The sequence below is a fragment of the Enterococcus sp. FR204 genome (assembly GCF_031143325.1).
Lineage (GTDB): Bacteria > Bacillota > Bacilli > Lactobacillales > Enterococcaceae > Enterococcus_B > Enterococcus_B faecium.
Window position 1 is genome coordinate 35,749 of sequence record NZ_JAKZIW010000006.1, and the last position, 26,098, is coordinate 61,846.

A 26,098-nucleotide genomic window follows, 5' to 3' on the forward strand; every position below is an offset into this window, starting at 1 on the left:
GTTAATGTATTTTTTAAGCTTCTTTTATCTTATTAGTCATTTATTTCTTTTGAATAATCGAAGGAACCGAGGCAATTTATTTATTATCTCCGGCTCTTTTTCATTTTTACGTTCAAACAAATATTCTACCAATGTAGTCAAATGCCTAAAAATCGAATCTGCCGAGAAAAATAGAATGCTCAACAACAAAAGCGATACAGCTGAGATACCGGTGATTGAAAAAAGTTTATGCAAAAAAACCACCGAAAAAAAGATACCGCTAGCACAGAAAAGAATGATCTGACTTCTGAATTTATTCAGCGGTGAACAGATTTTATAGAGAACGAGAAATCCTACTGCAATCAAAAGCATAGTAGATGCTGTAGAAACATCTGTTTTATTTAGATTCAAAGTCACCCCGCAGATCACCAACGCACCGACTACGATCATATCTGTCAGTCCACCTGGCACAGCCTTTTCCATCACATTCATGATGAATTTCCCTTTGATTCGCTTTTTGTTTTCTTCTAGAGCAAGCAAGAAAGATGGGAGTCCGATCGTAAACAAACTAATCAATGTGATCTGTGATGGTTCTAAAGGATAGGTCAAAGCAAAGATGACTGAAAACAGCGAAAGCAAAAAGGAAAAAATATTCTTCACTAAAAACAAGCTGGCTGATCGCTCAATATTGTTCACGACGCGCCGTCCTTCTGCAACAACTTCCGGCATGCGTGAAAAGTCAGAATCAAGCAAGACCACTTGTGAGGCCTGCATGGCGGCTTCATTGCCAGAAGCCATCGCTATACTGCAGTCTGCTTCTTTCATGGCTAGAATGTCATTCACGCCATCACCTGTCATAGCTACTGTATTGTTACGCTTTAGCAATTGAACGAAGATTTTCTTTTGTTCTGGCTTGACGCGTCCAAAAACTGTATATTTTTCGACAGCTGCTTCATATTCTTCTTCTGATAATTTAGACGCATCAATGTACTGATCAGCATGTGAAATCCCTGCTTGGACAGCTACATTAGATACGGTGAGCGGATTATCTCCAGAAATCACTTTGATGGCTACTTGCTGTTTTTTGAAGTAATCGAATGTGGCTCTTGCTTCTTTTCTGATAGGATTAGCGATCAGGATATAGCCTAATGGTGTGACTGCCTCCGTCAATACTGGTTCTTCAAGAATCCCATCGTACACACCAAAGACCAACACGCGATAGCCTTTTTCAGCAAAAGAAACAAACTCTTCCGCATATTCCGGCAACTGATCTCGCAAAACCATTTCGGGTGCTCCTAAAACATACACCTTGTCTTCCAACGCTACACTGCTGAATTTTTGGACAGAAGAAAAAGGAATGACCTGGTGATAGGATTGATCAGTGGTTTTTGTAAAGTATTCTTTGACGGCTTCCATTGTTGCATTGTCTCCTGCCATCGCTTTTGCATAGTCAGCAATGCGCTCTTCCAGTTGATCTGATTGGCTGATTATTTCTTGTTTTTTAGAGACAATCACTTTTTGGACAGACATTTTGTTTTCTGTGATCGTTCCTGTTTTATCTACACAAAGGACATTTACTCTTGCCAATGTCTCAATGCTTTTCATATTGTGTAAAAGAACTCTTTGCTTTGCTAGTTTAGTCGCACTTAATGCTAATGCGATCGTCGTTAGCAAGTACAGTCCTTCAGGTATCATACCGATCAATGCTGCTTCCATTGCGACGACACTTTCTTTCATCGTGTTTCCATTAAAAAAGTAACTTTGAGAAAAAAGCAGAATACCGATAGGAATAATGATGATCCCAATCCATTTGATCAATTGATTAAGAGAAGCAATCATCTCCGACTGTTCTCCTTCTCCCATTGTCTTGGCTTTGACTGTCAATTGGGAAATATACGAATCCGCTCCGACTTTGTCTAATCGGGCGTAAGCTTTTCCGGAAACAACGAAACTGCCGGACATCAATGGATCACCTATTTCTTTGGTTATCTCATCTGCTTCACCTGTTAATAAAGCCTCGTTGACTTGCAGTTTTCCTTCCACGACCTCTGCATCTGCTGGAATCTGATGTCCAGTCTCTAGAATAACAATGTCATCTAATACAAGGTTTTCTATAGCTACTGTTTGCTCTATCCCCTCTCTTATGACATTGACTTTTGCTGTATTCAATACATTCAATTCATCCAAGATTTTTTTGGATCGAATTTCCTGAAAGACAGCGATTCCTGTATTGGCTATGATAACTGGTAAAAAGGTCAAGTTTTTATAAGATTCTACTAGGCAAAGCAAAATGGCTAAGATAAGAAAGATCAAATTGAAATACGTAAAAATATTTTCCAATATAATTTGTTGGTTTGTTTTGAATGTGGGATCGACTGAATCGTTTGCTGCACCTTTTTCTATTCGTTCCTTGACTTGTTCTGCTGTCAATCCTTCTTTGTACGAGGGAAAAAGACGGATAACTTTGTCAGATGATTTTTGTGTTCTTTTCTTTTTTTTACTTCGATTTGTCCATTTATTCTTCATGTGGCTACCTCGATCAATTTCGTTTTCTGGATATTTACAAACTTCTCCTATCCAGTATAGAACAGATATGAAAAGTGTTCCTCTTATTAAGCTTGCATACACCTTTCATTCCTGTCATATAGCAAAAAAAGAGAGACGACAGTTCTATGTCGTCGTTCTTTTTCTCAATTATAGGAAAAATCTATATGCGGGGAAACATAGTTGATTTTTCCTTGATAGTCACGATAACTGTAGCATATTTATCTGCTAGTTATTTGATATTTCCTTCGTGGTCACGTTCTACTTTCATCATTGTGATTGGTAAATAGCCCAATTCTTTGACAGGTCCTTCTTGGATTTCTTCTGTCATCATGTAGTCTAAGAATTTTTGGACTTCAGGGGAAGGTTTTCCGTTCGTGTACATATGTTCATAGGACCAGATTTTCCAGCTGTTATCTGCTACATTCTCTTCTTTTGGTTCTACACCGTCGATACTTAGTGCTTGTGTGGAATCATCGAGATATGAGAAGGCTAAATAGCTGATTGCTCCTGGTGTTTGACTTACAAGCTGCCGAACAGTTCCTGATGAGTCTTGTTCTTGGGACTGTATAGGTGTGGCACCATCTAATCCCCATTTTTCAAATGTCGCACGGGTACCGCTGCCGTTTGCACGATTCACAACGTTGATCTTTTGATCTTTCCCGCCAACTTCATTCCAATTAGTGATTTTTCCTGTAAAGATATCAATCAATTCCTGTTTTGTGATATCTTTGACACCTGTATCTTTGTTGACGATGGGTGCCATCCCAACTACTGCTACTTTATGATCCACTAGTTTAGAGGCATCGATCCCGTCTCTTTCTTCTGCAAATACATCAGAGTTTCCGATAGTAACTGCTCCAGCTTCGACTTGGCTCAAACCAGTTCCGCTTCCTCCTCCTTGTACAGAGATTTGATAATTCGGATTTTCTTGTACAAAGCTTTCTTGCGCTGCATCGACCAAAGGCTGCAATGCTGTCGAACCTACCGCAACGATTTTTACTTGTTCATTTGAGTCACTTGAATTATTTTGTGTGGCAGAGCCATCTGTATTTCCTGATCCTGAGCCGCATCCGGCTAAAAGAATTCCCATCATACCTAGAGTAAACAATACTTTTTTCATTTTATTGCTCCTTTCTTATTTACAACTAAAGTTTATCAGTCGACTGTAAATCCCTCGTATGGTTGCTGTAAAAATATAGTTAAGTTATGTAAAAATCATGTAAACGTTTTTTAGAATCTTTACACGATAATAAAAAAGCATATGAGAAACAGGCGTTTTACGCCGCTCATATGCTTGTTACCGATGATCCACCATCAACGGTTATTTTTTATAGATACAGATCGTTCACTTTTTATCCGGATCTCTGTCCAGAAGTAAAAGAATGTCGCAAGAATAAATGAGACAATGACTAAATAGAAACACGGTTTAATGGTCAAGAAATACATGGAGGGATATGCTGAATCCTTCAGTCCGCTCTCGCTCAAACCATTAGGACCGATGATCATGCGAGGCAACAAGGAAAACATAGATGTGAATATGAGTAAACAAGAAAAATAAAGCAGCTGCCAATTATAATGATTGATCAGAGATTTTGGCAGTAATAGACCTACACTTATCACTAAGTAAAAAACAGTCAAAGCTGGAAAATTTCTAGAAACCACAAATCCACTTCCTTGGATCAGCCCTAATATCTCGGCCCCTTGCACAACAGCATTTACCCATGTAAAAGGTAGCAAAACGATAGGAAAAAACCAAAAAAATAAATAAAGCCGATCGATTACTGCTTTTCTTCTCATCAATGTTCCCCCAAACCAATTTTTCTTTCATCATACTATACAATTTTCTATCTAAAAAAATTAGGGGGAAAAACTTTTTTTTTAGAGATAATGGCATGAGAGTTTATTCATTTAATCTAGAAATAATGAAAAAGTAATTGATTATTATATGATTCAATTTACAATAAAACTAACAAAATAATAACACTTGTTAGGTGGTGACAAAATATGATAAAAACGTGTTGGAAGAATCTTCCATTGCTTTTATCTTTTGTTCCTTATGTGCATTTCGCTTTACTGCTTGATTTCCATTATCATTCCGTAAGCGGATTCATCACGTTGATATTTTTATCTCTTTTTGCTGGGTATTATTTCCAAAAAAGCAGGCGTATTTTATCTTTATTTATCGCCAATATTATATCTACTGTCACTTCCTATTTGTTTTGCGTCAATTTTGCTGAATGGCGGTACTTTTATCATCCTTTAAAACCGACCCAACTGATTTTGATTCTAGCTGGCATTTACTTAATTCCACAAATCCTTGGATCGTTATGGGCGGTAGCCTTATCTTATAAAAAAGCACGGCATCCCTAAAAAAACAAACCCTATATGTACAAAGAGAAGCTGTTTTTCTTCTTTTTGTACATATAGGGTTTTCTTATAATTCATGTAGAAAAATTTTTTTGATAATGATCTTATCCATCAATTGGGACTGACTGTTTTGCTCCCCTATGATTTCAGCGATGATGGTCCGATTTTGCGGTTTTCTTCTTAGCTGGTAATTGATTTTCCCGGTTTTCATCAATTCGCTGAGCATATCCACGACCCCGCCAAATCCGGTTTTTTTCGTAATAAAACCAAGTGCGACCATTCGTTCATCTAGATTTTTTGCTGTAATCGTCACACCCGTAATAAGCGAATGCTGTAATGTTTGAGCCAACTCTTCCATCCCTTCAGCATTGGATACGATGGAAGCTGTTTTATTGACAGATTCTTCATGTATTTCTTTTTCCTTTGGTTCTTTCAGTTCCTCTTTCACTGTTTGACGAAGGACATCTAGTTCTTGCAAGAGCGTTTCGTATTGTTCTTGGGTCAGCATCACACCAGCTACTTTTTCCCGATTAAATATATATACGCCAGTTCCCGCGTCTCGCGCTTGAGCAAATACATCCATCGGCGATCGTTTCACTTCTGTGATCGAAGATGTGGGAACTTCTAATTTCTTTAATTCCAATGGATTTCCTCCTTTACTAATCGCTTTTTATTATAGCATAGACTGACTTGTTTTGATCTGTTTTCCAAAGGTTTTATCAGTTTTTCCCTAACCAGTAATTGATATCCGTAAGTAGTCTTTCAATACCAAATGAAGGATGGTACAGATACGTTTTTTGATCTTCATTATGGTCTAATGGAAAAAAATGATCCGTAATCACTAGATCTGCATAACGAGGTGGCTTATTTCGAGTGCAAACATGGATCGAGATCCGTTTTCGATGTCTTAGGGTTTTGTTCAGTACCCCGGCAAGTCTTCTTGCTTCCTGATGTTCATAACGAAAAAAAAAGACGATTTTCACTTCAGGAGGATGGACATCTAAATACCCCCGTTCTTGGAGTGTCTTAAGTAAAAGCATTCCCCATTCAACTGCGGGGTGTGCAAGTGCTTGTTGGATTGCTAGACGAAATTGATAGAGTTTATCTTTGGAATTAGGAAACTTTTCTAATGTTTCCTGATAATAACGAACTTCTTCTTCCACCAGTCGGTCATGGATACCAATCACATAACGAAGCCATTCTTGGTAAAGTACTTTTGTCAGTTTTGACTTATTTCCACTTTCAAACTCACTATTCAGCCAAAACAGCGAGTCAAGCTTTTCAGTTACGATCGTCAATTTCCGATAGTCTTGTGTCTCTTCTATCCGTTCCCACCGTTTTTCAGTAATCTGATTACAGCTCAAGCGCAAAATCGCTAGATAATTTTTTTCTTTTATTGGCAAAATCTGCTCTTCTCTAAAAAGCAATTCTGGAAACAACTCAAAGAAAAGGGTTCGACTGTCTCCTAAAATCTCGATTTCTGCCGGATCCTTTCGTTGCTTCAATAATTGGATGAATGTCTCTGAAAAGGATTGCTCTCCATCGTCTGCAAAAAAATGGGAGAAATCTTTCAAGAAACAAAATAGCAGGTACCGTATTTTTCTTTCTGAACCAAAGATCCGCGCTTTTTTATAAGAAAATGAAAGGTGATACTCACCAAACCATTTTCTCAACCGCTCTTGTGTCGAACGATCATACTCCTGTTCATAAGGTTCATTCAACAGCAGATTTTTCAGTAGACAAAAAGGTGGTGATTGGATCAGAAAAACAAAAAGGAGGTAAGGTTCGCTATATCCTTGATCATAAACTAACTGAACGGTTTTCTTATGAAGAATCAGTTGGATTGGACAGTCGCTTTCTGCCAAACGTTTTAGATGCCGATCAACTGTTTTGACATCGATTTTCAGTTCTTCAGCTAAATCCGTTTTTCGCCAGATCAGATCTTTCATTAGGTTGATTAGTGAAAATAAATTCTGTGCATTTTTTGATAATAGTTTTTGCCATCTCATTGATCATCTCTCACCTAGTTTCTAAACATATTGTTTGATCAGAAAGGGCTCTTTTCTAAAAAGATAAAAAGTCCCTTTCTATTTACTTAATTACGCAAATTTCTCTCATTATTTTTTATTTTACTTAATTTAATTGTATTCTCATTTTAAAACGAATGTACTTTAAAAAAACATAATAAAATCACTTTGCTTGTAGGATGTATCCCCTTCCATTACAATTAAAATAAATAGTGATTTCATGAGAAGGTGATGTGAAAATGGAAGCTAAAATCGAAGAATCCAAACAAAAAATCGATCAGTTGATACAAGAATTAGAAAAAGCGGTCATCGGTAAACGTTCCACTATCCAATTGATGATTGTTGCCCTGCTAGCAGGTGGTCATGTCTTGTTCGAAGATATTCCCGGTGTAGGTAAAACATTACTAGTCAAAGCACTAGCAAAGGCTGTGCAAGGAACCTTTAGCAGAGTCCAATGCACACCCGATCTTCTTCCTAGTGATATTTTAGGCTTTTCTGTCTATAACTCACAATCAAAAGAGTTTGAATTTCGTCCGGGGCCAATCTTTACAACGATCTTGTTAGCAGATGAAATCAATCGTACGACTCCTCGCACTCAGTCAGCACTTTTAGAAGCAATGGCAGAGAATCATGCAACGATCGACAACAATACATACCCCCTAGACAATCATTTTTTTGTCTTAGCTACACAAAATCCAATCGAGTATGAAGGAACATATCCTTTGCCGGAAGCACAGCTCGATCGTTTTTTATTCCGACTACAAATTGGTTATCCTTCTTTTGACGACGAACTTCTGCTACTTTTGGATAAATTTGAAAAAGTGTTGAATAATTTGAAGGTCGTCTTGAACAGTCAAGAAATAGAAGAAATAAAAACAAGTGTGGCGAATGTCTTTGTCAGTCCAGAAGTGGCATCTTATGCCTTGCAGTTAGTATCCGCAACAAGAACCCACTCTGCTATCCAGCTTGGCATCAGTCCACGAGGAAGCCTTGCCTTTATTCAGGCAGCAAAAGCCTATGCGTTGATCCATGGGAGAAATTATGTCACGCCCAAAGATTTGCAGGAGTTAGTTCCTTTCGTTTTTTCTCACCGCTTGATTTTTTACGATCGTTCATTGAAGGAAGACGAAAAGACACAAATGATCCATACCCTTGTTGCACAAATCCCAATTCCCGTGAGGTAGATAATGGAAAAAGCCAAAGATTATTTCATTAATTTTGTGTTATTTCTGATATATTTCGTCATTGTCTTTTTTGCTCTTGTATTCAACAATTCTTTAGGGTGGTTCTTATTGGCCTTTTTTACTCTTTATGTATCATGGAGTGTGTTTTCATTAAGCACCTTTCTAAAGAAACTTTCTGTTACTTGCACAGTCCAGCCAGTCGTTTATCGTAAAAAAAGTATACAGGTTATTTTTTCTATAGCCAAAAAGAGAGCTTTTTCTTTCCCTCTCCCTCGTTTACAGATCGTCTTTCCAGAGATCTTTACAGAAAAAAAACAAGAAATATTGATCCTTACAAATAAACCGCAAGAAGTCCAAGTACTTTGGCAACCAAAAGAGAGAGGGTTCCATGAAGCATTAACCGTCATTTTTACAGCCTATGATAGTCTAGGACTTTTTAGAAAAAGGACAAGAAGAGAGCTTTCTTTTCCTGTGACTGTTCTTCCAGCTTTTCATAAGACTCAAGCAGAAACATTGCAGAGAGTTCTGGAAAAAAACAACAGCTGAACGCGTATCAAAAAGGTCTTGATTTTCGAGAACATCGCTCTTATCGCCCCGGCGATTCTTTTAACCGAATCGATTGGAAATTGTCTGCTCATAGTCAAGAGTGGTTATACCGCGAATACGAGTATCAAGAAGAAGAATATTCTCCGCTTCTTTGCTTTTGGGGTTCACCTAGCTTGAAATTTGACCATCTGCTAGATTTGTATTTTTCTTTATGGCATCTGAGAAAAGAAAAGCAGCCGGAACTTCTGATATTAGGCGACCGTACCTTTCATGGCAAAGATCCTGGATATACCTATTTTGCTTCTTTGAACGCTGGAGATGAGAAAACTTTTTTGGCACACTTGAAAAAACAGGCAAAAAAACAAATCGTCCTCTTTATTCCTGCGCATTCTCCTGAAGTCTCAGAAGCTGTCGAAACATTGTCGAAAGATCGGACGGTCTATCTTGTTTATTTCGCAGAAAAACAAATCATGATCCAAGAAAAAGACAAGGTATGTTCATTGCCAGGAGGTGAATGGATTGACGATTAAATGGGAAAAATACCTGCGCGGCGTTTACTCCTTTATGATACTAAGTGTAGGTGCTCCGATATTTGTAGCAGCTAATCAATTGCAAAACAGCTCCCCTCTTATCCTAACTATTGGTATCCTATGTCTTATTGTCTGCTGTATTTCTAAAAAATGGGTACGATTGCTACTTTCTTTGCCAGTAATGATTGGCTGTTTGTTTGCCTATTTTCCTTCAAAGACATTTTCTTTATTATGGGTCGTACAGTTTTTTTCGTCAGTTACAGAGGAATTCTTCCATCTATCCCAAGGTAAACTTCATTATTTACCAGAAAAGACAGCTTTTTTTCTCATATTGTTGTTGATCTATTTATTTATTACTTTGACCGTGGATTACGACTATTGGTATGCACCCTTTCTTGCGTTGATGGCTTACTTCATGATGCTTACCGTTTTTCGGGAAAAAGAACTATTGTACGAAATGATTGCGGTAGTAGCTGTTTTATGCGTATATTTGGCAGCAAGGCAATTTTTCGCCATCCGATTGTTGTCGGGAAACGCTCGATTCCAGTCGTTTACTACGATCCTGCTTATTTGTTTGTTCACTTTCAGCGCCATCTTGCCTTTATATCTCCCAAAAGTACACCAATCTCTTGAGGAAACGAGTGAACCGATCCGAGAATATCTTAATGATGAAGGGCTTTATGATACACTCCATGAGTACCAATTAACCGGAAGTGCCAGAACGGGTTTCAGTGAAAATGATGAACAACTTGGTGGTCCATTGTATGATAATGGTGAAGTTGTTTTTACAGCGAACCAGAAAGTAAACGGCTATTGGAAGATAGAAAATAAGAATCATTACACCGGTTCTGGATGGGTAGAAGATCCGGATGCACCCATCCAACCAATCCAAGAATTTCCTGTTGATATCACAAGCTACCAAACAGTTATGGAAGAAAAAGAAAACATTACATTGACGCTAAAAAACCAAGCTTTCTTACCTTATCCTTATGGAAATACTACCTTGACTGATTTTTCATTAGCCAGTGGACAAACGCTTTACTATTTGCCTGAAAGCCAACGATTCATCCCTGTCCCGAATGAATCGACGCGATTGGCGTCCTTACAAACAGAAAGATTAGCTTTTACGAGAGAAGAATTAAAAAGCAGTCAGTTAGCGGCCGATGATTTAGAAAATCAACAGACAAATCTTCAGTTGCCGAAAGGGTTGCCTCAACGGATTGAGGACTTGGCGATCGAATTGACCAAAAATGAAGCAACTTTAATTCGTAAAGTCGAAGCTGTCGAACAGTATTTGAAAACAAGCGGGAGTTTTCGCTATTCCAAAACGGATACCGGACATACGCCTAAAGAACGCGATTATGTAGATTATTTCCTCTTCGATTCAAAAGTCGGCTATTGTGACAACTTTTCAACTTCTATGGTCGTCCTTCTTCGCACACTAGGCATCCCTGCTCGGTGGACAAAAGGTTTTACGGATGGGATTAGAACAGGTACAGATGAGCAAAGAAATGAGGAATACAGCATTCTCAATAGTCATGCTCATTCTTGGCCAGAGGTGTACTTTCCTGGGTTTGGCCGGCTTCCATTTGAACCAACCCCTTCATTTGCCAATCCAACTGTTTCACAACCAGCCGCTGAAACAACAGAAACCGTCCAATCTGCTGAAGAACAACCAAAAGAAAGCGAAAATATAGCAGAAACTATTACCAGTGAGAGACCTGCGACTATTTCGTCAGATAACACGACGCTCACACCGTCTTATAAAATCGTCTTATTCAGCCTTGGGGTGTGTTTATCCGTCTTGTTGTTCTTTCTATTGTTATTTAGAAAATCTCTGCGCTGGACAAGTTATCTTATCTATCTTCATTTTTTTGCTTCTACTAATGCGGTTGCGTATCAAAAACTTCTCCACCATTTGGAAACACTGGTACCGCGCACCCTCGCAGAATCTTTGCAGGCATACAGCCAACGAATAGAACAAACATTCAATCTAGATCAACGTTTCATTCGATTAACTGCTCAATATGAAGCTGAAATATATGGGCGACAAGCAAATCCGGTAAAATTCGATAAAAAAACCTATTTAGAACTAACGCATATAATAAGAAAAATGGTATACAAAAAGGTTATGACAAAAGGGAGCAGCTTCAAAAAATAAGATAAAATTCCTGGAGAATCTACTTCTGGAATGCCGAGAACCAGCTGATTGAGCATCGATTATTCGTAAAAAAAGGTTGTGACACGTTTTTTGTCACAACCTTTTTTCATTATTATTTGATTTTCAATGTCAAAGCATTCAGCGCTACGACTACCGTACTTAACGACATCAAGACAGCACCAACTGCTGGACTTAATAGGATACCAATTGGTGCAAGTATTCCGGCTGCTAGTGGGATTGCGAGAATATTGTACCCTGCTCCCCACCAGAGGTTCTGGATCATTTTCTTTCGCGTTTGCTTAGCTAAATCAAGGAAATGCAAAATATCTTTTGGATCGCTGTTTGTCAAGACGACATCCGCAGAATCGATCGCGATATCTGTTCCTGCACCTATTGCCATCCCAATAGAAGCACGGGCTAAACTTGGCGCATCATTGATCCCATCACCCACCATGATTACTTTTTTCCCTTGGTCAAGATATTTCTGGACAACAGCTTCTTTATCATCTGGTAATAAACCGCCGTAATATTCTTCGATTCCTAAATAATCTGCTACTGCTTGAGCAGCATTTTTATTGTCGCCAGTAAGCATGACTGGAGTGATTTTTCTTTCCTTCAATGTTCGGATAAACTCTTTTGCTTCTGTTTTTACTACGTCACCTAAAGCAACGATTGCAGCTAGATGATTTTCTAAAATCAGGAAGCTGATGGTATTCCCTTGTTCTTGGTAAGGTTTCAATAATGCTTGTTCTACGTTTAATCCGAGACGCTCAACTTCTTTTTCATTAACTATTTTCACTTGTTGGTTTTTGACTGTTGCCTCTAGCCCAACTCCTGAAAGATTTTTTAGATTTTCGGCTTGATAAGGCTTGATTTCATGTTCTTTCAAATAATTCATAATGCCAACAGCCAATGGATGATTGGCATTCGCTTCCAATGCTCCTAAATATTGAAGGATTTCATTTTTATTGAACGCATCATCAAGAACTTCGACACCCGTTACCGTAAATTTTCCTTCTGTCAGTGTCCCGGTTTTGTCCAGCATGATCACATCTAGATCATTGGCTTGCTCTAGTGCGTTGCGGTTTTTCAAAAGCAATCCGTTTTTAGCGGCGATCGATGTGGAACGAGCAACAACTAATGGGATAGCTAAACCTAGAGCATGGGGACAGGCGATGATAAAGACAGTGACCATACGTTCCAATGCATTAGGAAGATCTGTCAAGAACAGCCATGCGATAAATGCCAAGATACCGACAATTAAGGCAACATAAAACAGCCATTTTGCCACTTTGTCTGATAATGACTCTAGCTTGGATTTTTCTCCTTGTGCTTTTCGCACCATTTCCATAACCTTCGCTAGATACCCATTTTCACCAGTTCCAGTTACTTCGATTTCGATCGTTCCATCCCCATTGATAGAACCGCCGATTACTTTGTCATTGGCTCGTTTTTTGATTCCTTTTGATTCGCCAGTCACAGCTGATTCGTCAACGATTGTTTCACCTTTCAAGATAACACCATCTGTTGGCATTTTGTCACCGGAACGGACGATCAAATGATCGCCTTCCTTTACTTCTTTTAGTGAGACTGTCTCTTCTTTTCCTTCTTTCGTCAAGCGTTTCACTGATTCTGGCAGTAATTCTGCTAGTTTTTGTAAAGCATTGCTGGCATTCGAAACAGCGTTCATTTCGATCCAGTGACCTAGCAACATAATGACGATCAATGTAGCTAATTCCCAGAAGAAATCCATGACGTGCGTATGAGGATTGATCAGATTCGCGATAAACGAATAGACACTATAAATATATGCAACTGTAATCCCCATCGCGATCAGCGTCATCATAGCAGGACTTTTTTGTTTCAATTCCATTTTTGCTCCGCTTAAAAATGGCTGTCCGCCATAGATAAATAGTATAGTTGCTAAGATCAGTACGAGCCAATCCGAACCAGGAAATGTTATTTGGAAGGGAAATTCCATTCCCATCATCGGTGAAAAAAGAATGACTGGGATAGCTAGGATAAGCGATAGCCAAAATTTTTGTTTGAAATTCCCCATGTGCATGGAATGATCCATACCGCCATGTTCGTGATCCATGTGCATCGAATGGTCCATACCGCCATGTTCGTGATCCATGTGCATCGAATGGTCCATTTCTTTGCTGTCCGCTATATCTCCATGGTTATGTCCCATATGCATTGAATGGTCCATCTGGCTATGGTCATGCTTCATCTCCATCTGTTTTTCGTTTGAATGAGCACTTTCTTTGTTTCCTGCTTCTTTTTTATGCTCCTGTTTTTTCTCCATATCGTTCCCGTTCATTTTTACTCCATCCCTTCTCTTACTTTTTCATGTGCCGATTTAAGCTCAGGGAGTTCAACAATACACTGACGGAACTAAACGCCATCGCTCCTCCTGCAATGATTGGATTCAAAAAGCCTAATGCAGCAAAAGGAATGCCAATCGTATTATAGACAAAAGCCCAGAAAAGATTTTGTTTGATTTTTCTCAATGTCATTCTAGACAACTCGATTGTTTGAGCAATGGACGCCAAACTACTATTCATCAGCGTTACATCTGCTGTTTCCATCGCGATGTCCGTTCCACTTCCCATTGCCATACCAACATCAGCTAATGCGAGAGCTGGCGCATCATTGATTCCATCACCTGCCATACCGACTTTTTTGCCATCTTTCTGCAGTTTTTCCACATAGGCTGCTTTATCCTCTGGAAGTACTTCGGCAAAGATGTGCATTGGATCAATACCCACTTGTTTACCGATCGTTTCGGCTGCCAGTTTGTTGTCTCCTGTCAGCATAAAGACATCTAATCCTTTATCCTGTAACTGCTTGATTGCTTGTTTGGCTTCTTGTTTGATTTGATCTGCCACGGCAATCAGCCCGATCACTTGCTTTTCATCAGCTAAAAACATGACTGTTTTTCCCTGCTGTTCTAATTCTAACGCGTGTTCTTGGTATTCATCAAATGATAGGTTCAATTCAATTAATCGTTTACGTGTACCCGCAAAATAGCGTACTCCGTTAATCGTACCGCTGATTCCAGCACCTGGATGAGCTGTAAAATCAATCATATCGTATGTTGCTGCTTCTTGCAGTTTTCCGTATTCCACGATTGCTTTACCTAGTGGATGTTCAGAAGCTTGTTCTAAAGTATAAAAAATAGATAGGACTTCTTTAGAACCGACTAGATCTGTAACTTTGGGCTTTCCTTCTGTAATCGTTCCAGTTTTATCCAAAACAATGCTGTCTAAGTGAGCAGCTGCTTCTAATGCTTCTCCGCCTTTAATTAAGATTCCGTTTCGTGCGCCAACACCCGTTCCTACCATGATAGCTGTTGGAGTTGCTAAACCTAATGCACATGGACACGCAATGACTAATACAGAGACACTATGGATCAATGCAAGTTGCCAATCACCCGTGATCAATCCTGTCGCCACTAGCGTGATGAATGCAATGACTAAAACGATCGGAACAAAAATTCCTGAGATTCGATCCGCGATTTTTTGAATTGGTGCTTTGCTTCCTTGAGCGTCTTCCACCATTTGGATGATTTGAGCTAAAACTGTCTGCTTATCAACTTGTGTGACTGCCATATGAAGCAGACCATTCGTATTGATTGTTCCGCCAAAGAGTGTGTCATCTGGATTCTTTTCTACAGGAAGACTTTCGCCAGTAAGCATACTTTCATCGATCGCACTACTTCCTGAAATGATTCGACCATCTGCTGGGATCTGCTCACCAGGACGGATGACTAGCTGATCGCCAACGACGACTTCTTCAATCGCTAACGTTTCTTCTTTACCGTTTCTTATTACTTGAGCTGTTTTTGTTTGAAGAGACATCAATTGTTTGATTGCATTACCTGTTTTCGTTTTTGCTGTATGTTCCAAATATTTGCCGAGCAAAATCAACGTGATGATCATACTGCTGCTTTCAAAATAAAGATCTTGGGGATGTCCACGGAAAAATCCGTTGTAAATGCTCAATGCAAAAGCAGCTGATGTTCCGATTGCTACCAGTACATCCATATTTGGTGCTTTCGTCTTGATTGCATGATATGCCCCTTTATAAAAACGAGCACCAACATAAAATTGGACAGGTGTAGACAGAACTAACTGAACGATTGGCAGATGAAAAAAGTGAACAATTGCCGCATGGCTCCCCAACATCATGGCAATCATTGACAGCATCAATGGCAAAGTCAAAATCGTACTCAATACAAGATCGAATAGCATTTTTTTCAAATATGCTTGCTTTTCTTCCGCAATTTTTTGTTTATGGGCTTCATCGTACAAAATCGCACCATAGCCGATATTCTCTACGCTTTGGATTAATTTTTCAGTGGTCGTCCCTTCATATTTGACACTTGCTTTTTCAGTGGCCAAGTTGACTGTGGCATTGACAACACCAGGTTGTCCGTTCAGCTCTTTTTCGATCCTAGCAGAACAATTTGCACAAGTCATACCTGTAATGACGAATGTGTCCATTTTGGTTTCTGCTGCTGCCATCAAATCACCTCTGCTTTATATCCCAATCCATTGATTGCTTGACAGATCTTTTCGGATTGGACTTTTGTTTCATCAAACTTGACTGTACCGTTTGCTTTTTTCAAGTTCACTTTTACTTTCTGTACGCCGTCAAGTGCGCTTACCGCTTCTTCGACTCTTGCAACACAATGATTGCAGCTCATACCTTCGATTGAAAATTGTTGTTTCATTTTTTCTTCCTCCTATTGATGTTGTTTACATTCACATTGACCTGGGATACAGTTACATTCGATTGTTTCGACTGGTTGCTTTTGTTCTAATTGTTTCAAGATTTCATTGATATCTTCTTGAGTCAAAGTAGCTTCTTCTACTAGATCCGCAATCGTCTCTCCAATCCTTTTTGCACAGATATGGGAAAAAAGATTTTCCGTCGCACTACGAACTGTTTCCATCTCTGAGACAGCTGGATGATAAATGAATTTTTTTCCTTCTTGTTCTGTCCAGATCACTTCTTTTTTTACCAAACGTCCCAACAAAGTTTTGATCGTTGCTGGTTTCCAATCCATCGAATCAGCTAAGATCTGCGTGATTTCTTGAGCAGTCGTCTGTCCAAGTGTCCAAATAACCCGCATGATCTCCCATTCTGAATCGCTGATTTTTACCGGCGTTTTGACTTTCTCCATTTATTTCACACCTTTCGTTTACAAATGTAATCAATAACTTATGAATACAGATTACACTTGTAAACAAAAACTGTCAATTATTTTTGCTCTCTATTTTCAATTTAGTTAAAAATTCTTGTTTTTCCCCTCTTGTTTTAAGGATGATCAGTTTGTTTCGTGCATGGTTTTCTTGGATCAGCTGCTGTATTTTCGGTTCATTGTTTTCTTCAAAATGCCAGATAAAAGATAAAAATTCTACGTATTCCCTATTTAGTTTCTCTGTAAATGCTTCAGGCATATCTGGCCGTGTTTTTTTGTTTATCTTTCTTTTTAAAGAACGCCAAACTACTCGGTAGATGGCGACATAACGCGGCACTTTAAGCCAAATGATTTTATCTGCTTCTTTGATTCTCTCTTCTAACGTAGAAGTATAATTTCCTTCAACGATCCATGACGGATTAGATACCATAAACGTTTGTTGTTCTTGCAAAAACCACTGTTTTGCCTGAATACTGTAATCTGTTGTATGCCATAAAAGGTCTAGCGGCAGTAGCGGAAAGCCCGTGATTTCTTTGATATTCCTTGCGAGGGTCGATTTTCCCGACCCACTTTGTCCAATCACGATGATCTTCATTTTCCTCCCTCACTTCTCTTTGGAATTTGGTTCGATCATACCATTTATAACGCCACAAAAAAACAAGAGTTGGCTCTACACGCCAACTCTTGCAAGAAGTAATTTTATTTTAAGGCTGAACCACAGTTTCTGGCTCAGTGATTTCTTTATTTTTGTCTCGACGAGCGATGGCCGGCAAGATCATGCCTAATAAGATCAAGACGATTGGTGTGATGATATTCGTGAATAGCTGGAACCACCATGCTTTAGGATCCGCAGTATAATCTACTTTTGGTACCATTCCTAAGATACAGGCGAACGCAGTGAAGGCAAAGCACCAAGCACCGAAGATAAACCCGATTTTTGGATTTTTGACAAATTTATATTCAGAATTGAATTTCTTATAAGCTTTATTCAACATCATATACGCCAAGAATACCCATAGGTAACGCATTGGCATAACAACTGAGTTCAAGTTCGTCAACCATTTAACTAATTCATTCATATCTTTGATACCGAAGATTGGCAGCAAAATAATGATTCCTACTAGGATACCTGTCAAAAGATAGCCGTTTACTAATGTACCTTTATGACTACGTTTACGTAGCCAGTTTGGTACGAATTCTGGATCTGCATCTGCTAACAAGATTTTTAACGGTGCATCGATTGAAAAGGCTAATGCGGAGATTTGCCCGATCATATTTGTCAATGCGTAAATAATCATCAATGAGTTACCGATACCATAGTAATTACCTAAAATTTGAAAAGCACTGTATGCCCCATTTGCCATCAAGTCTTTAGGGATATTATCGCTAGCAAACAGCATGCCCATTGCGACTGAACCTAATACAGCACAAATCCCTACCATTGCTGCTAAGAAAATCATCCCTTTAGGAAATTCTTTTGCAGGGTTTCTTGTAGAGTTGACATAAGGGGATATTTTTTCCGCTCCTCCAACTGCAAACACTAACATAGAGACGGTTGTGAAATAACTGAAGTCAAAGGTTGGAATATATGTTTTCACTTGATTCATATGCGGTGTGGCAAATTCCATCGTTGGGTTGATGAACGGTGCCGTTACTGCTAAAAGAATAAATAGGATCGACATAACGAACATCGCTGTTCCGGCTAATCCGCCGATCACTTTCAACGTAGAAAGTCCTTTTGTTGATAAATATAAAAAGGCAAGAAATATAATAAGTGAAATAACTGCTACCATTTGGACTGACATCGTATTTACGATATTTCCGTTTCCTTGGACCGCCCAACCCCCTGCAATCAGGATGGCTTGAGGTTTTTGTGCCAAATAAGGAATATGCACGACCCAGTAAGTCCAAGCAGCATAATATGCCAGCCGTTTATTGGATGTCGTATTTTCGACCCATGAACTGACGCCTCCTTTACTATCCTTGAAGGCTGATCCTAATTGTCCAACGATCAATGCGTATGGAATGAAATAAATGGCTAGAATCAATAGCCAAGAGGTGACAACTGATACTCCTTGCTGGGCATAGTTATTAACTACATTCCCCATGCCCCAAACCATGTTGAATGCAATTAACGCAACAGTGAACCAGCGTAATTGTTTATTGTTCATTCGTTCTCTCCTTTATAATAAAAATTTGTTAACCAAATGTAATCATATTCAATTTTTAACAAACTTACAAGACAGCGTTATTTTATGTGTGTATTCTTTTATTTAATACACATCATTTTTTCATATTTTTTCCATCAAAAAAAGGAGTTGTTTTCTTTGATTTCATTGATTTTATTGTATTTAAAGCAATTTTGAATTTTCTGCAAAATTAAAAACATCAGTTATTTTATAATCTTAGCCATTTTCTTTGTATTCTTTTATTAAGAAAAAGGTATAAAAAAAGAGGACGTTCATTCGTCCTCTCTACTGGTCAATATTTATTTTTTACATGTAAGCTTCGCATGGCATTCAAAACAGCTAGGACTGTTACCCCGACATCTGCAAATACTGCATCTCCCATTGTTGCAAAACCAAAAGCACCTAAGGCAAGTACCAATATTTTTATCCCAATAGCAAAAACAATGTTCTGCTTGACGATCTTCAATGTTTTCTTTGCTAACCGGATCGCATCTGCAATCTTCGATGGTTGATCGTTCATGATGACTACATCTGCTGCTTCAATTGCAGCATCGCTTCCTAATCCACCCATTGCGATCCCTACATCTGCTCTTGCTAGCACCGGTGCATCGTTGATTCCGTCTCCGACAAAGGCAGTCTTTTTATTGCTTCTTTGTAAGATTTCCTCTAACCGCTGTACTTTATCTTCTGGGAGTAGTTCACTGTATATCTTGTCCACGCCAACTTGCTTCCCGATATGATCAGCGATTTTTTTCGAGTCACCTGTCAACATGACTGTGTGCTTGACACCAGCCTGTTTTAGTTGAACCAATGCGTCTACAGCATCTTCTTTCAAGGTATCCGCAATGACAAGATAACCACTATAACTTTGGTTGATTGCTATATAAAGCAATGTACCGATTTCTTGACTTGAAGGAAAAGAGATTTCAAACCTTTCCATCAATTTGTGATTACCTACTAATATTTGTTTGCTGTCAACTTCAGCTAAGATCCCTTCACCTGCAAATTCTTGGATATTTGTTGCCGGTAAAAGCGGACCTTCGTAACCTTCTAAAACGGATTGCGCAATCGGATGTGTAGAAAACTGTTCTGCACTTGCAACATATTGCATAAATTTCTTTGGATCAATTCCTGTTGGATCGATCGTCTGGATCGAAAAGTCGCCCTTCGTTAATGTGCCAGTTTTATCGAATACCACTGTCTCAGTTTGTGCAAGCAATTCCAAATAATTTGAACCTTTTATTAATACACCAATTTTACTTGCTCCTCCGATCCCACCAAAGAAACTAAGTGGTACGGAAATCACTAATGCACATGGACATGAGATCACTAAAAATGTCAACGACCGATAGATCCATTCAGAAAACGCCGCTCCAGAAACTATTGGAGGTAAAACAGCCAATAAGACGGCCAGCCCTACAACGACTGGTGTATAATATCGCGCGAATTTGGTAATGAAATTTTCAGCTGGTGCTTTTTTGCTGCTGGCATTTTCTACTAATTCTAATAATTTACTGATGGTAGAATTTTCATAGGATTTTTCTACTTGAACTAAAAATGGTTTATTTTTATTGATAAATCCACTTAATACTGTTTCGCCAACATATACAGATTTAGGAACGGATTCACCTGTAAGTGCGGATGTATCAACTAATGATTCTCCTTCGATGATCGTTCCATCTAACGGTACACGTTCACCAGGCTTAACAAGTACATACTGACCAATCTGCACATCTTCAGGATTCACGGTCATCAATCCTTCTGCTGTCTGTATGTGCGCTGTTTCTGGACGGATAGCCATCAGTTCACGAATCGATTTTCTTGAATGATTGACTGCCAATCCTTGGAAATATTCGCCGATTTGATAAAATAGCATCACTGCTACGGCTTCTGGATATTCACCGATCAACATAGCGCCGATTGTAGCAACAGACATGAGGAAATTTTCATCAAAGATTTGTCCTTTGACGATATTCATCACCGCTTTTTTCACTACATCATATCCTATCAGCAGATAAATCAATAAATACCCTATCAAACGAACTGGTTCATTAAAATCAAATAATAGCAAGACAGCGATACCTGCAAGTGAAAATAAAATCCGGATCAGCGTGTTTCTCTCTTTTTCATTTCCATGTTCAGATACTTTTTCCTTGTCTATTTCTGTTACCTTGACATCTGGTTCTAATTCCCTCACTACTTTTTTTGTTTCCTGTTCAACCGCAGCTAATCGGTCTTCCTCTACGTCAATCGTTAGTTTTCCAGAAGTGAAATTTACCGTTGCTTCCTTGACTCCATCGATCTGCTGGACTCCTTTTTCGATTTTCATCGCACAGTTCGCACAGTCTAAACCTTCTAATCTGTAACTTTTCATTTTAATGACCTCCTCGCTTTAACATATGAATATCTCTTCATAACTGATTATAAATGAATGGTTATTCATATGTCAAGGTATCCGAAAGAAAAAATGAGTTTTCAAAACATAAAAAGAACCAGATCAAACACGTGATAGTTGTGTTTCATCCAGTTCTCTCGTTCATATAACATGTTTAGGACACTCTTTTAGAACATCCTGACTTATATAATCTCTGCACCAAATGGCATCAACGCCAATCGAGCAAGTTTGAAAGATTGCTTTGCAAATGGTATCCCTATAATCGTGATACATAGAAGGATGCCGCTGACGACATGTCCAAGAGCAATTGGGAGACCTGAAACGATCAGCCAGATGATGTTGACAATCAATGACATGCCGGACTGGTGGTAAATTACTTCTTTGCCAAAAGGCGCAAAAGAAAGGGAGGCGATTTTAAAACACTGCATACCGATAGGGATACCAATGATCGTGATACACCAAAGTACCCCTGCTGCTAACCAGCTAAGACCCCCAATTAGTCCGCCAAATATGAACCAGATGACATTTCCTAAACAACTCATTGTATTTCTCCTTTTATTACTGTTTTTAATTAGAACTAGAACTGGACAAAAAACGATTTGATTTTTCGTTTTTTAGCTTCCAGCATCAAGTATTCCGCAAATCTTTTTTGGATTTCTTCCGTTTTTTCTTTTGTTACTAATGTGTGTTGGATTAGTTTTCCTGCTGGTCGCTGATCCACCCGTTCTTCTGATTGCTGTTCATCTGCTTGCGCAAAACCGATGATCCGGTTTTCTTTTGTTACAGCAACGATCAATAGTTTATTCCTATCATGTAGTTCAGCTGCCGTTTTTACTTTTACGAATGATTCTGGATGATCAGTAATCAGCTGATTGATTTGAGGGAGATCTTCTTTTACTGCCCTTCGTATTTCCATCATTTCTCCCTTTTCTTTCGTTCATTTTTATTTCCACTAAAAAAATCAACTGCGGAAATCGCATCTATCCAACTTTGTGCAATAATCTCGTGTCCGCCAATCGTTGGATGCACGCCATCTTCTTTTGTATATTTCGAAAAACCATAAGCGATTCCTAAAGCATTGAATATCCCATCTAAAGGAATCAGCAATGTGCCATATTCTTTTGCGAGTTTACGAACGGTTTGGATCTTAGGGTCTAAGTCTTTGCGCCACCCATAACGATCATTTGTCACAGGAAGTACAAAAGGCTCCATTAAGACGATATTGCAGATTCCAGCTGCTTGAAGTTCATTTAGTAACTCTCGATAAACGGATTCAAATTGCTGCACAGATTTCTCAGTGCCGAATATAGCTTGATCTCCAGTATTATGCCACGTATCATTGATTCCAATCAAAATCGATACATAATCAGGTTGCAGAGCTAAACAATCTTTTTGCCAGCGTGCTTGCAGATCTGCAATTTTGTCTCCTCCTATCCCACGGTTTATACATTCAAATTCCATCGTTGGATATTGTGAGATTAGTTTCCCGGCAATCAAAAGCGGATACCCTTTACCTAGATCCGTTGCTTCTGAACGGTCTCTTCCTGCGTCTGTAATGCTGTCACCAATAAATAACACGCGTGTTTTCATTTGTCAAAAACTCCTTTTTGAATAAAACGACGATTTTCTTCTTTATATTATCCCATAAGCTCTACCAAGACGAAAGCGAAAATAGATGTATAAAAAAAGACACCCGCCTAGTTTCCTCAAACGATTGGATGAATACTCAGCAAGTGCCTAGTTTTTTATGCTTTTTTCTTAACGTGCCGGATTTTTCTTGATTCCTTCGTTGTTTGATTCAGTGAAATCGATCAGACCTAAGTTTCCGTCAATCAGCCCACTGTCGCCCGTCAAACTCAAAATATGACGAGAAGCATCAAAACGTATATTCATATGCTCATCTAAGTCTGCCAACGAATATCCCTTTACTAATATCTCTCCTAGATTGCTTGGGATAGATTGGTCATAACTTTCTGTCGACATATCTGATCCAATGATTCCAAGGGTGAATTGAACTTGCATGTGGATCATTGCATGCTGAGAATACGGACCTACTCCATCTTCGAATGTTAATATTAGTTTGTTTTCAGGTGCTAGATGCTGCTTTATTTCAGCAGCAGAAGCATCATCAAATCGGATCTCCATTTGAATCGCCTTCTTTGTATATGTTGGATTGATTGCGATTTCATTATAGAACCTTGTGAATCAAATAGCAATTTCTTTTGCTTTCTTCTCTTGTCTGCTGGAAACTTCCTTTATCCCGTATTCTAAAAAAGAACTGCGAGAGTTCGCAGTTCTTTTTTAGAATAAACGGTGTTCAAAAGCCAGTTTCTCGGTATTAAGCCAAATTTATGCAAAAATGTGGAAAGCCATTTTCACAAAATTTTTCTTAATACTCGAAACTAAACAGCTTTTTCATCACTTCTTATGGATAAATTCGGTTCAACAAACGTGGGAATGGAATAGCTTCACGCACATGGTCGATACCAGCAATCCAAGTGACTGTTCGTTCAAGACCTAGACCAAAACCAGAGTGCGGAACAGAACCGTATTTACGTAAATCAAGGTACCATGAATATTCTTTTTCATCCAAACCGTGATTACGGATTTGTTCTAACAAGAAATCATAGTCCGTTGCCCGTTCGCTTCCGCCAATGATTTCACCGTAGCCTTCTGGTGCGATCATATCTGCACAGATCACCACGTCTTCTCTTGTTGGATGTGGTTTCATGTAGAATGGCTTGATGGCTTTTGGATAGTTTAGGATAAAGACAGGTTGTTCGAATGAATTTGCAATGAACGTTTCATGAGGTGAACCAAAATCTTCGCCCCATTCGATGTCATCAAATCCATTTTTCTTCAGTAATTCGATTGCATCATCGTAAGTAATACGAGGGAATGGCAATTTTGTATAAGTTTTTAAGACTTCTTTGTCTCGTCCTAGTACATCCAATGCGTATTCGCAATGATCTAAAACATTTTGTACTAAGAAGGCTACATATTGCTCCTGTACTTCTAAACTTTCTTCTTGGTGAGTGAAGGCCATTTCTGGTTCGATCATCCAGAATTCAATCAAGTGACGGCGTGTCTTTGATTTTTCAGCACGGAAAGTCGGACCGAATGAAAAGACTTTTCCGAAAGCCATAGCAGCAGCTTCCATATATAATTGGCCACTTTGAGATAAATAGGCTTTTTGATCAAAGTAGTTTGTTTCGAATAGATCCGTTGTGCCTTCTGGTGCTGAACCAGTCAAGATTGGCGGATCGATTTTGACAAAATGATGTTGATTAAAGAATTCATACGTTGCACGAATGATTTCATTTCTGATTTGCATGATCGCATGTTGTCTTGAAGAACGTAGCCATAAATGACGATGATCCATCAAGAAATCTGTTCCGTGTTCTTTTGGTGTGATCGGATAATCGTGGCTCTCGCTTACTACTTCCACATTTGTAATCCCGATTTCATAACCGAATTTTGAACGGCTGTCTTCACGGATTTCTCCAGTTACTAGCACAGATGTTTCTTGGTGCAGATTTTTAGCTGTTTGGAAAACTTCTTCTGGCACTTCGCTTTTTACCACTACCCCTTGGAAGAAGGCTGTTCCGTCCCTTAATTGTAAAAATGCGATTTTTCCGCTTGATCGTTTATTTGCGACCCAAGCGCCGATTGTTACTGTTTCTCCCACATGGTTTTTCGAATCGATGATTTGAATTTGTTCCACGTATGACTCTCCTTTTATATTCCTTGAATTTCTTCAGGATTAATTTTGACTTTTACTCTCAATAAATTGCTTGATTCTGCGTACCGCTTCTTCTAACGTAGCACGATCAGTCGCATAACTCATGCGGACATTCTCTGGTGCCCCAAAGCCTTCGCCAGTCACAAGTGCTACCCCTGTTTCTTCTAAAAGATCTTCTACCCATTGTGTGACATTCTCATACTTACACATGCGTAGCGTTTCTTTTACATTAGGAAAAAGATAAAAAGCTCCTTGCGGCTTTTCAAGAGAAACACCTGGCAGTTCTGCCACAAGCGGATATAACGTATTCAGGCGTTCTTCAAAGGCGTTCCGCATTTCTTCCACTGTATCTTGCTCACCTTTCAATGCTTCAACAGCTGCATATTGACTGACTGCTGTCGGATTGCTAGTTGATTGGGAAGCAACAGCGATCATTCCATTGATAATTTCAGGATTCCCAACCGCATAACCGATGCGCCAGCCTGTCATCGCATAGGTCTTAGACACGCCATTGATGATGATGGTCTGATTTTTGATTGCTTCTGAAATCGTTGCAATTGGAGTAAACTCATTGCCATTATAAACTAAACGACCATAAATATCATCAGCAACTATCAAAATATCATTTTTTACTGCCCATTCACCAATTGCCTGCAGTTCATTCTTGCTATAAATCATTCCAGTCGGATTCGATGGCGAATTGATGATCACGGCTTTTGTTTTTCCTGAACGTGCTTGTTCTAACTGTTCAACAGTAACTTTCCAGTTATTAGATTCTTTCCCTTTCACAAAGACAGGCAGGCCTTCTGCCAGTTTCACTTGCTCGCCGTAACTGACCCAATAAGGCACAGGAATGATGACTTCATCTTGCGGGTCCAAGATTGTTTGAAAAAGTGTATACAAAGCAAATTTCGCGCCATCTGTTACGACCGTTTGTGAAGATTCATAGACAAGTCCATCATTTTTCTTCAGATAATCAACGATCGCCTGCCGAAGTTCTGGGATTCCTGCTGTTGGTGTATAATAGCTAGCTTTTCCGTTGCGGATTGCTTCGATCGCTGCTTCTTGGATGTTTTCTGGTGTCGCAAAATCCGGTTCTCCCACAGTCAAACTCAGCACATCTCTTCCTTTTGCTTTTAACGCCTTGGCTTTTGCCGCAGCTGCCAAAGTAACAGATGGTTCTAATCGTTTCGTTCTTTTTGATAACTCCATCCCATTCATT

At 39.0% G+C, this 26,098-nt stretch carries 21 protein-coding genes and 1 pseudogene; 4 read left to right on the forward strand and 18 right to left on the reverse strand.

Features of this window, described 5'->3' with window-relative positions; genetic code table 11:
- Window positions 1–36 precede the first annotated feature (36 nt).
- The 3 genes from RG571_RS02870 to RG571_RS02880 all read right to left on the reverse strand — a co-directional run bounded on the left by RG571_RS02870 (window position 37) and on the right by RG571_RS02880 (window position 4,323).
- A complete protein-coding gene (locus RG571_RS02870) occupies window positions 37–2,505 on the reverse strand; it encodes a cation-translocating P-type ATPase (protein ID WP_002291612.1) in 2,469 nt (822 codons plus the stop codon).
- Between the two features lie 250 nt (window positions 2,506–2,755).
- Window positions 2,756–3,646 (reverse strand): phosphate ABC transporter substrate-binding protein PstS family protein, encoded by an 891-nt coding sequence (locus RG571_RS02875; protein ID WP_002291614.1) that lies wholly within the window; start codon window positions 3,644–3,646, stop codon window positions 2,756–2,758.
- A gap of 194 nt (window positions 3,647–3,840) precedes the next feature.
- Window positions 3,841–4,323, reverse strand: a complete 483-nt coding sequence (locus tag RG571_RS02880) for a hypothetical protein (RefSeq protein ID WP_002291615.1) — start codon at window positions 4,321–4,323, stop codon at window positions 3,841–3,843.
- Between the two features lie 207 nt (window positions 4,324–4,530).
- Here RG571_RS02880 and RG571_RS02885 point away from each other — a divergent pair, with 207 nt between their 5' ends.
- Window positions 4,531–4,896 (forward strand): hypothetical protein, encoded by a 366-nt coding sequence (locus RG571_RS02885; RefSeq protein WP_002291616.1) that lies wholly within the window; start codon window positions 4,531–4,533, stop codon window positions 4,894–4,896.
- Between the two features lie 64 nt (window positions 4,897–4,960).
- On the opposite strand, the gene RG571_RS02890 is transcribed toward RG571_RS02885, so the two are convergent.
- Window positions 4,961–5,536: a type II toxin-antitoxin system Phd/YefM family antitoxin gene (locus tag RG571_RS02890; RefSeq protein ID WP_308947491.1), complete on the reverse strand. Its 576-nt coding sequence runs from the start codon at window positions 5,534–5,536 to the stop codon at window positions 4,961–4,963.
- 76 nt (window positions 5,537–5,612) lie between these two features.
- Window positions 5,613–6,902: a hypothetical protein gene (locus RG571_RS02895; protein WP_002329447.1), complete on the reverse strand. Its 1,290-nt coding sequence runs from the start codon at window positions 6,900–6,902 to the stop codon at window positions 5,613–5,615.
- Window positions 6,903–7,159: 257 nt separating this feature from the next.
- On the opposite strand from RG571_RS02895, the gene RG571_RS02900 reads away from it, so the two are divergent.
- The 3 genes and pseudogenes from RG571_RS02900 to RG571_RS02910 all read left to right on the forward strand — a co-directional run bounded on the left by RG571_RS02900 (window position 7,160) and on the right by RG571_RS02910 (window position 11,341).
- A complete protein-coding gene (locus RG571_RS02900) occupies window positions 7,160–8,104 on the forward strand; it encodes a MoxR family ATPase (RefSeq protein WP_002291623.1) in 945 nt (314 codons plus the stop codon).
- 324 nt (window positions 8,105–8,428) lie between these two features.
- Window positions 8,429–9,180 (forward strand): annotated as a pseudogene (locus RG571_RS02905) (DUF58 domain-containing protein).
- On the forward strand, window positions 9,170–11,341 hold the full coding sequence (locus RG571_RS02910) for a transglutaminase domain-containing protein (RefSeq protein WP_308947490.1): 2,172 nt from the start codon (window positions 9,170–9,172) through the stop codon (window positions 11,339–11,341). The pseudogene RG571_RS02905 and the gene RG571_RS02910 overlap by 11 nt, the downstream one beginning before the upstream one ends.
- A gap of 112 nt (window positions 11,342–11,453) precedes the next feature.
- Here RG571_RS02910 and copB read toward each other — a convergent pair whose 3' ends face one another.
- From copB to RG571_RS02975, 13 genes are all read right to left on the reverse strand, one after another.
- Window positions 11,454–13,664, reverse strand: a complete 2,211-nt coding sequence (copB, locus tag RG571_RS02915) for a copper/silver-translocating P-type ATPase CopB (RefSeq protein ID WP_002329451.1) — start codon at window positions 13,662–13,664, stop codon at window positions 11,454–11,456.
- Window positions 13,665–13,683: 19 nt separating this feature from the next.
- A complete protein-coding gene (locus RG571_RS02920; RefSeq protein ID WP_002335957.1) occupies window positions 13,684–15,870 on the reverse strand; it encodes a cation-translocating P-type ATPase in 2,187 nt (728 codons plus the stop codon).
- On the reverse strand, window positions 15,870–16,079 hold the full coding sequence (copZ, locus tag RG571_RS02925) for a copper chaperone CopZ (protein ID WP_002291786.1): 210 nt from the start codon (window positions 16,077–16,079) through the stop codon (window positions 15,870–15,872). Before copZ ends, RG571_RS02920 begins: the two co-directional genes overlap by 1 nt.
- A 12-nt stretch (window positions 16,080–16,091) precedes the next feature.
- On the reverse strand, window positions 16,092–16,532 hold the full coding sequence (locus tag RG571_RS02930; protein WP_002291784.1) for a CopY/TcrY family copper transport repressor: 441 nt from the start codon (window positions 16,530–16,532) through the stop codon (window positions 16,092–16,094).
- A 73-nt stretch (window positions 16,533–16,605) separates the two neighbouring features.
- Window positions 16,606–17,145, reverse strand: a complete 540-nt coding sequence (locus RG571_RS02935) for a DNA topology modulation protein (RefSeq protein ID WP_002329453.1) — start codon at window positions 17,143–17,145, stop codon at window positions 16,606–16,608.
- A 109-nt stretch (window positions 17,146–17,254) separates the two neighbouring features.
- Window positions 17,255–18,721, reverse strand: coding sequence for an APC family permease (locus RG571_RS02940; protein ID WP_002291780.1), 1,467 nt, complete (start codon window positions 18,719–18,721; stop codon window positions 17,255–17,257).
- Window positions 18,722–19,031: 310 nt separating this feature from the next.
- Window positions 19,032–21,113: a heavy metal translocating P-type ATPase gene (locus RG571_RS02945; RefSeq protein WP_024636069.1), complete on the reverse strand. Its 2,082-nt coding sequence runs from the start codon at window positions 21,111–21,113 to the stop codon at window positions 19,032–19,034.
- Between the two features lie 203 nt (window positions 21,114–21,316).
- A complete protein-coding gene (locus RG571_RS02950) occupies window positions 21,317–21,676 on the reverse strand; it encodes a YccF domain-containing protein (protein ID WP_002291778.1) in 360 nt (119 codons plus the stop codon).
- Window positions 21,677–21,711: 35 nt separating this feature from the next.
- Window positions 21,712–22,053 carry a hypothetical protein gene (locus RG571_RS02955; protein WP_002316395.1) on the reverse strand — a complete coding sequence of 114 codons (342 nt, stop codon included), beginning with the start codon at window positions 22,051–22,053 and terminating at the stop codon, window positions 21,712–21,714.
- On the reverse strand, window positions 22,050–22,724 hold the full coding sequence (locus RG571_RS02960; RefSeq protein ID WP_002291774.1) for an SGNH/GDSL hydrolase family protein: 675 nt from the start codon (window positions 22,722–22,724) through the stop codon (window positions 22,050–22,052). The genes RG571_RS02955 and RG571_RS02960 overlap by 4 nt, the downstream gene beginning before the upstream one ends.
- 168 nt (window positions 22,725–22,892) lie before the next feature.
- Window positions 22,893–23,279, reverse strand: a complete 387-nt coding sequence (locus RG571_RS02965) for an iron-sulfur cluster biosynthesis family protein (RefSeq protein ID WP_002291773.1) — start codon at window positions 23,277–23,279, stop codon at window positions 22,893–22,895.
- Window positions 23,280–23,559: 280 nt separating this feature from the next.
- Entirely contained in the window at window positions 23,560–24,858 is a 1,299-nt protein-coding gene (gene asnS / locus RG571_RS02970) for an asparagine--tRNA ligase (protein ID WP_002291771.1), read from the reverse strand.
- A 39-nt stretch (window positions 24,859–24,897) separates the two neighbouring features.
- Window positions 24,898–26,088 carry a pyridoxal phosphate-dependent aminotransferase gene (locus RG571_RS02975; RefSeq protein WP_002291769.1) on the reverse strand — a complete coding sequence of 397 codons (1,191 nt, stop codon included), beginning with the start codon at window positions 26,086–26,088 and terminating at the stop codon, window positions 24,898–24,900.
- Window positions 26,089–26,098 lie beyond the last annotated feature (10 nt).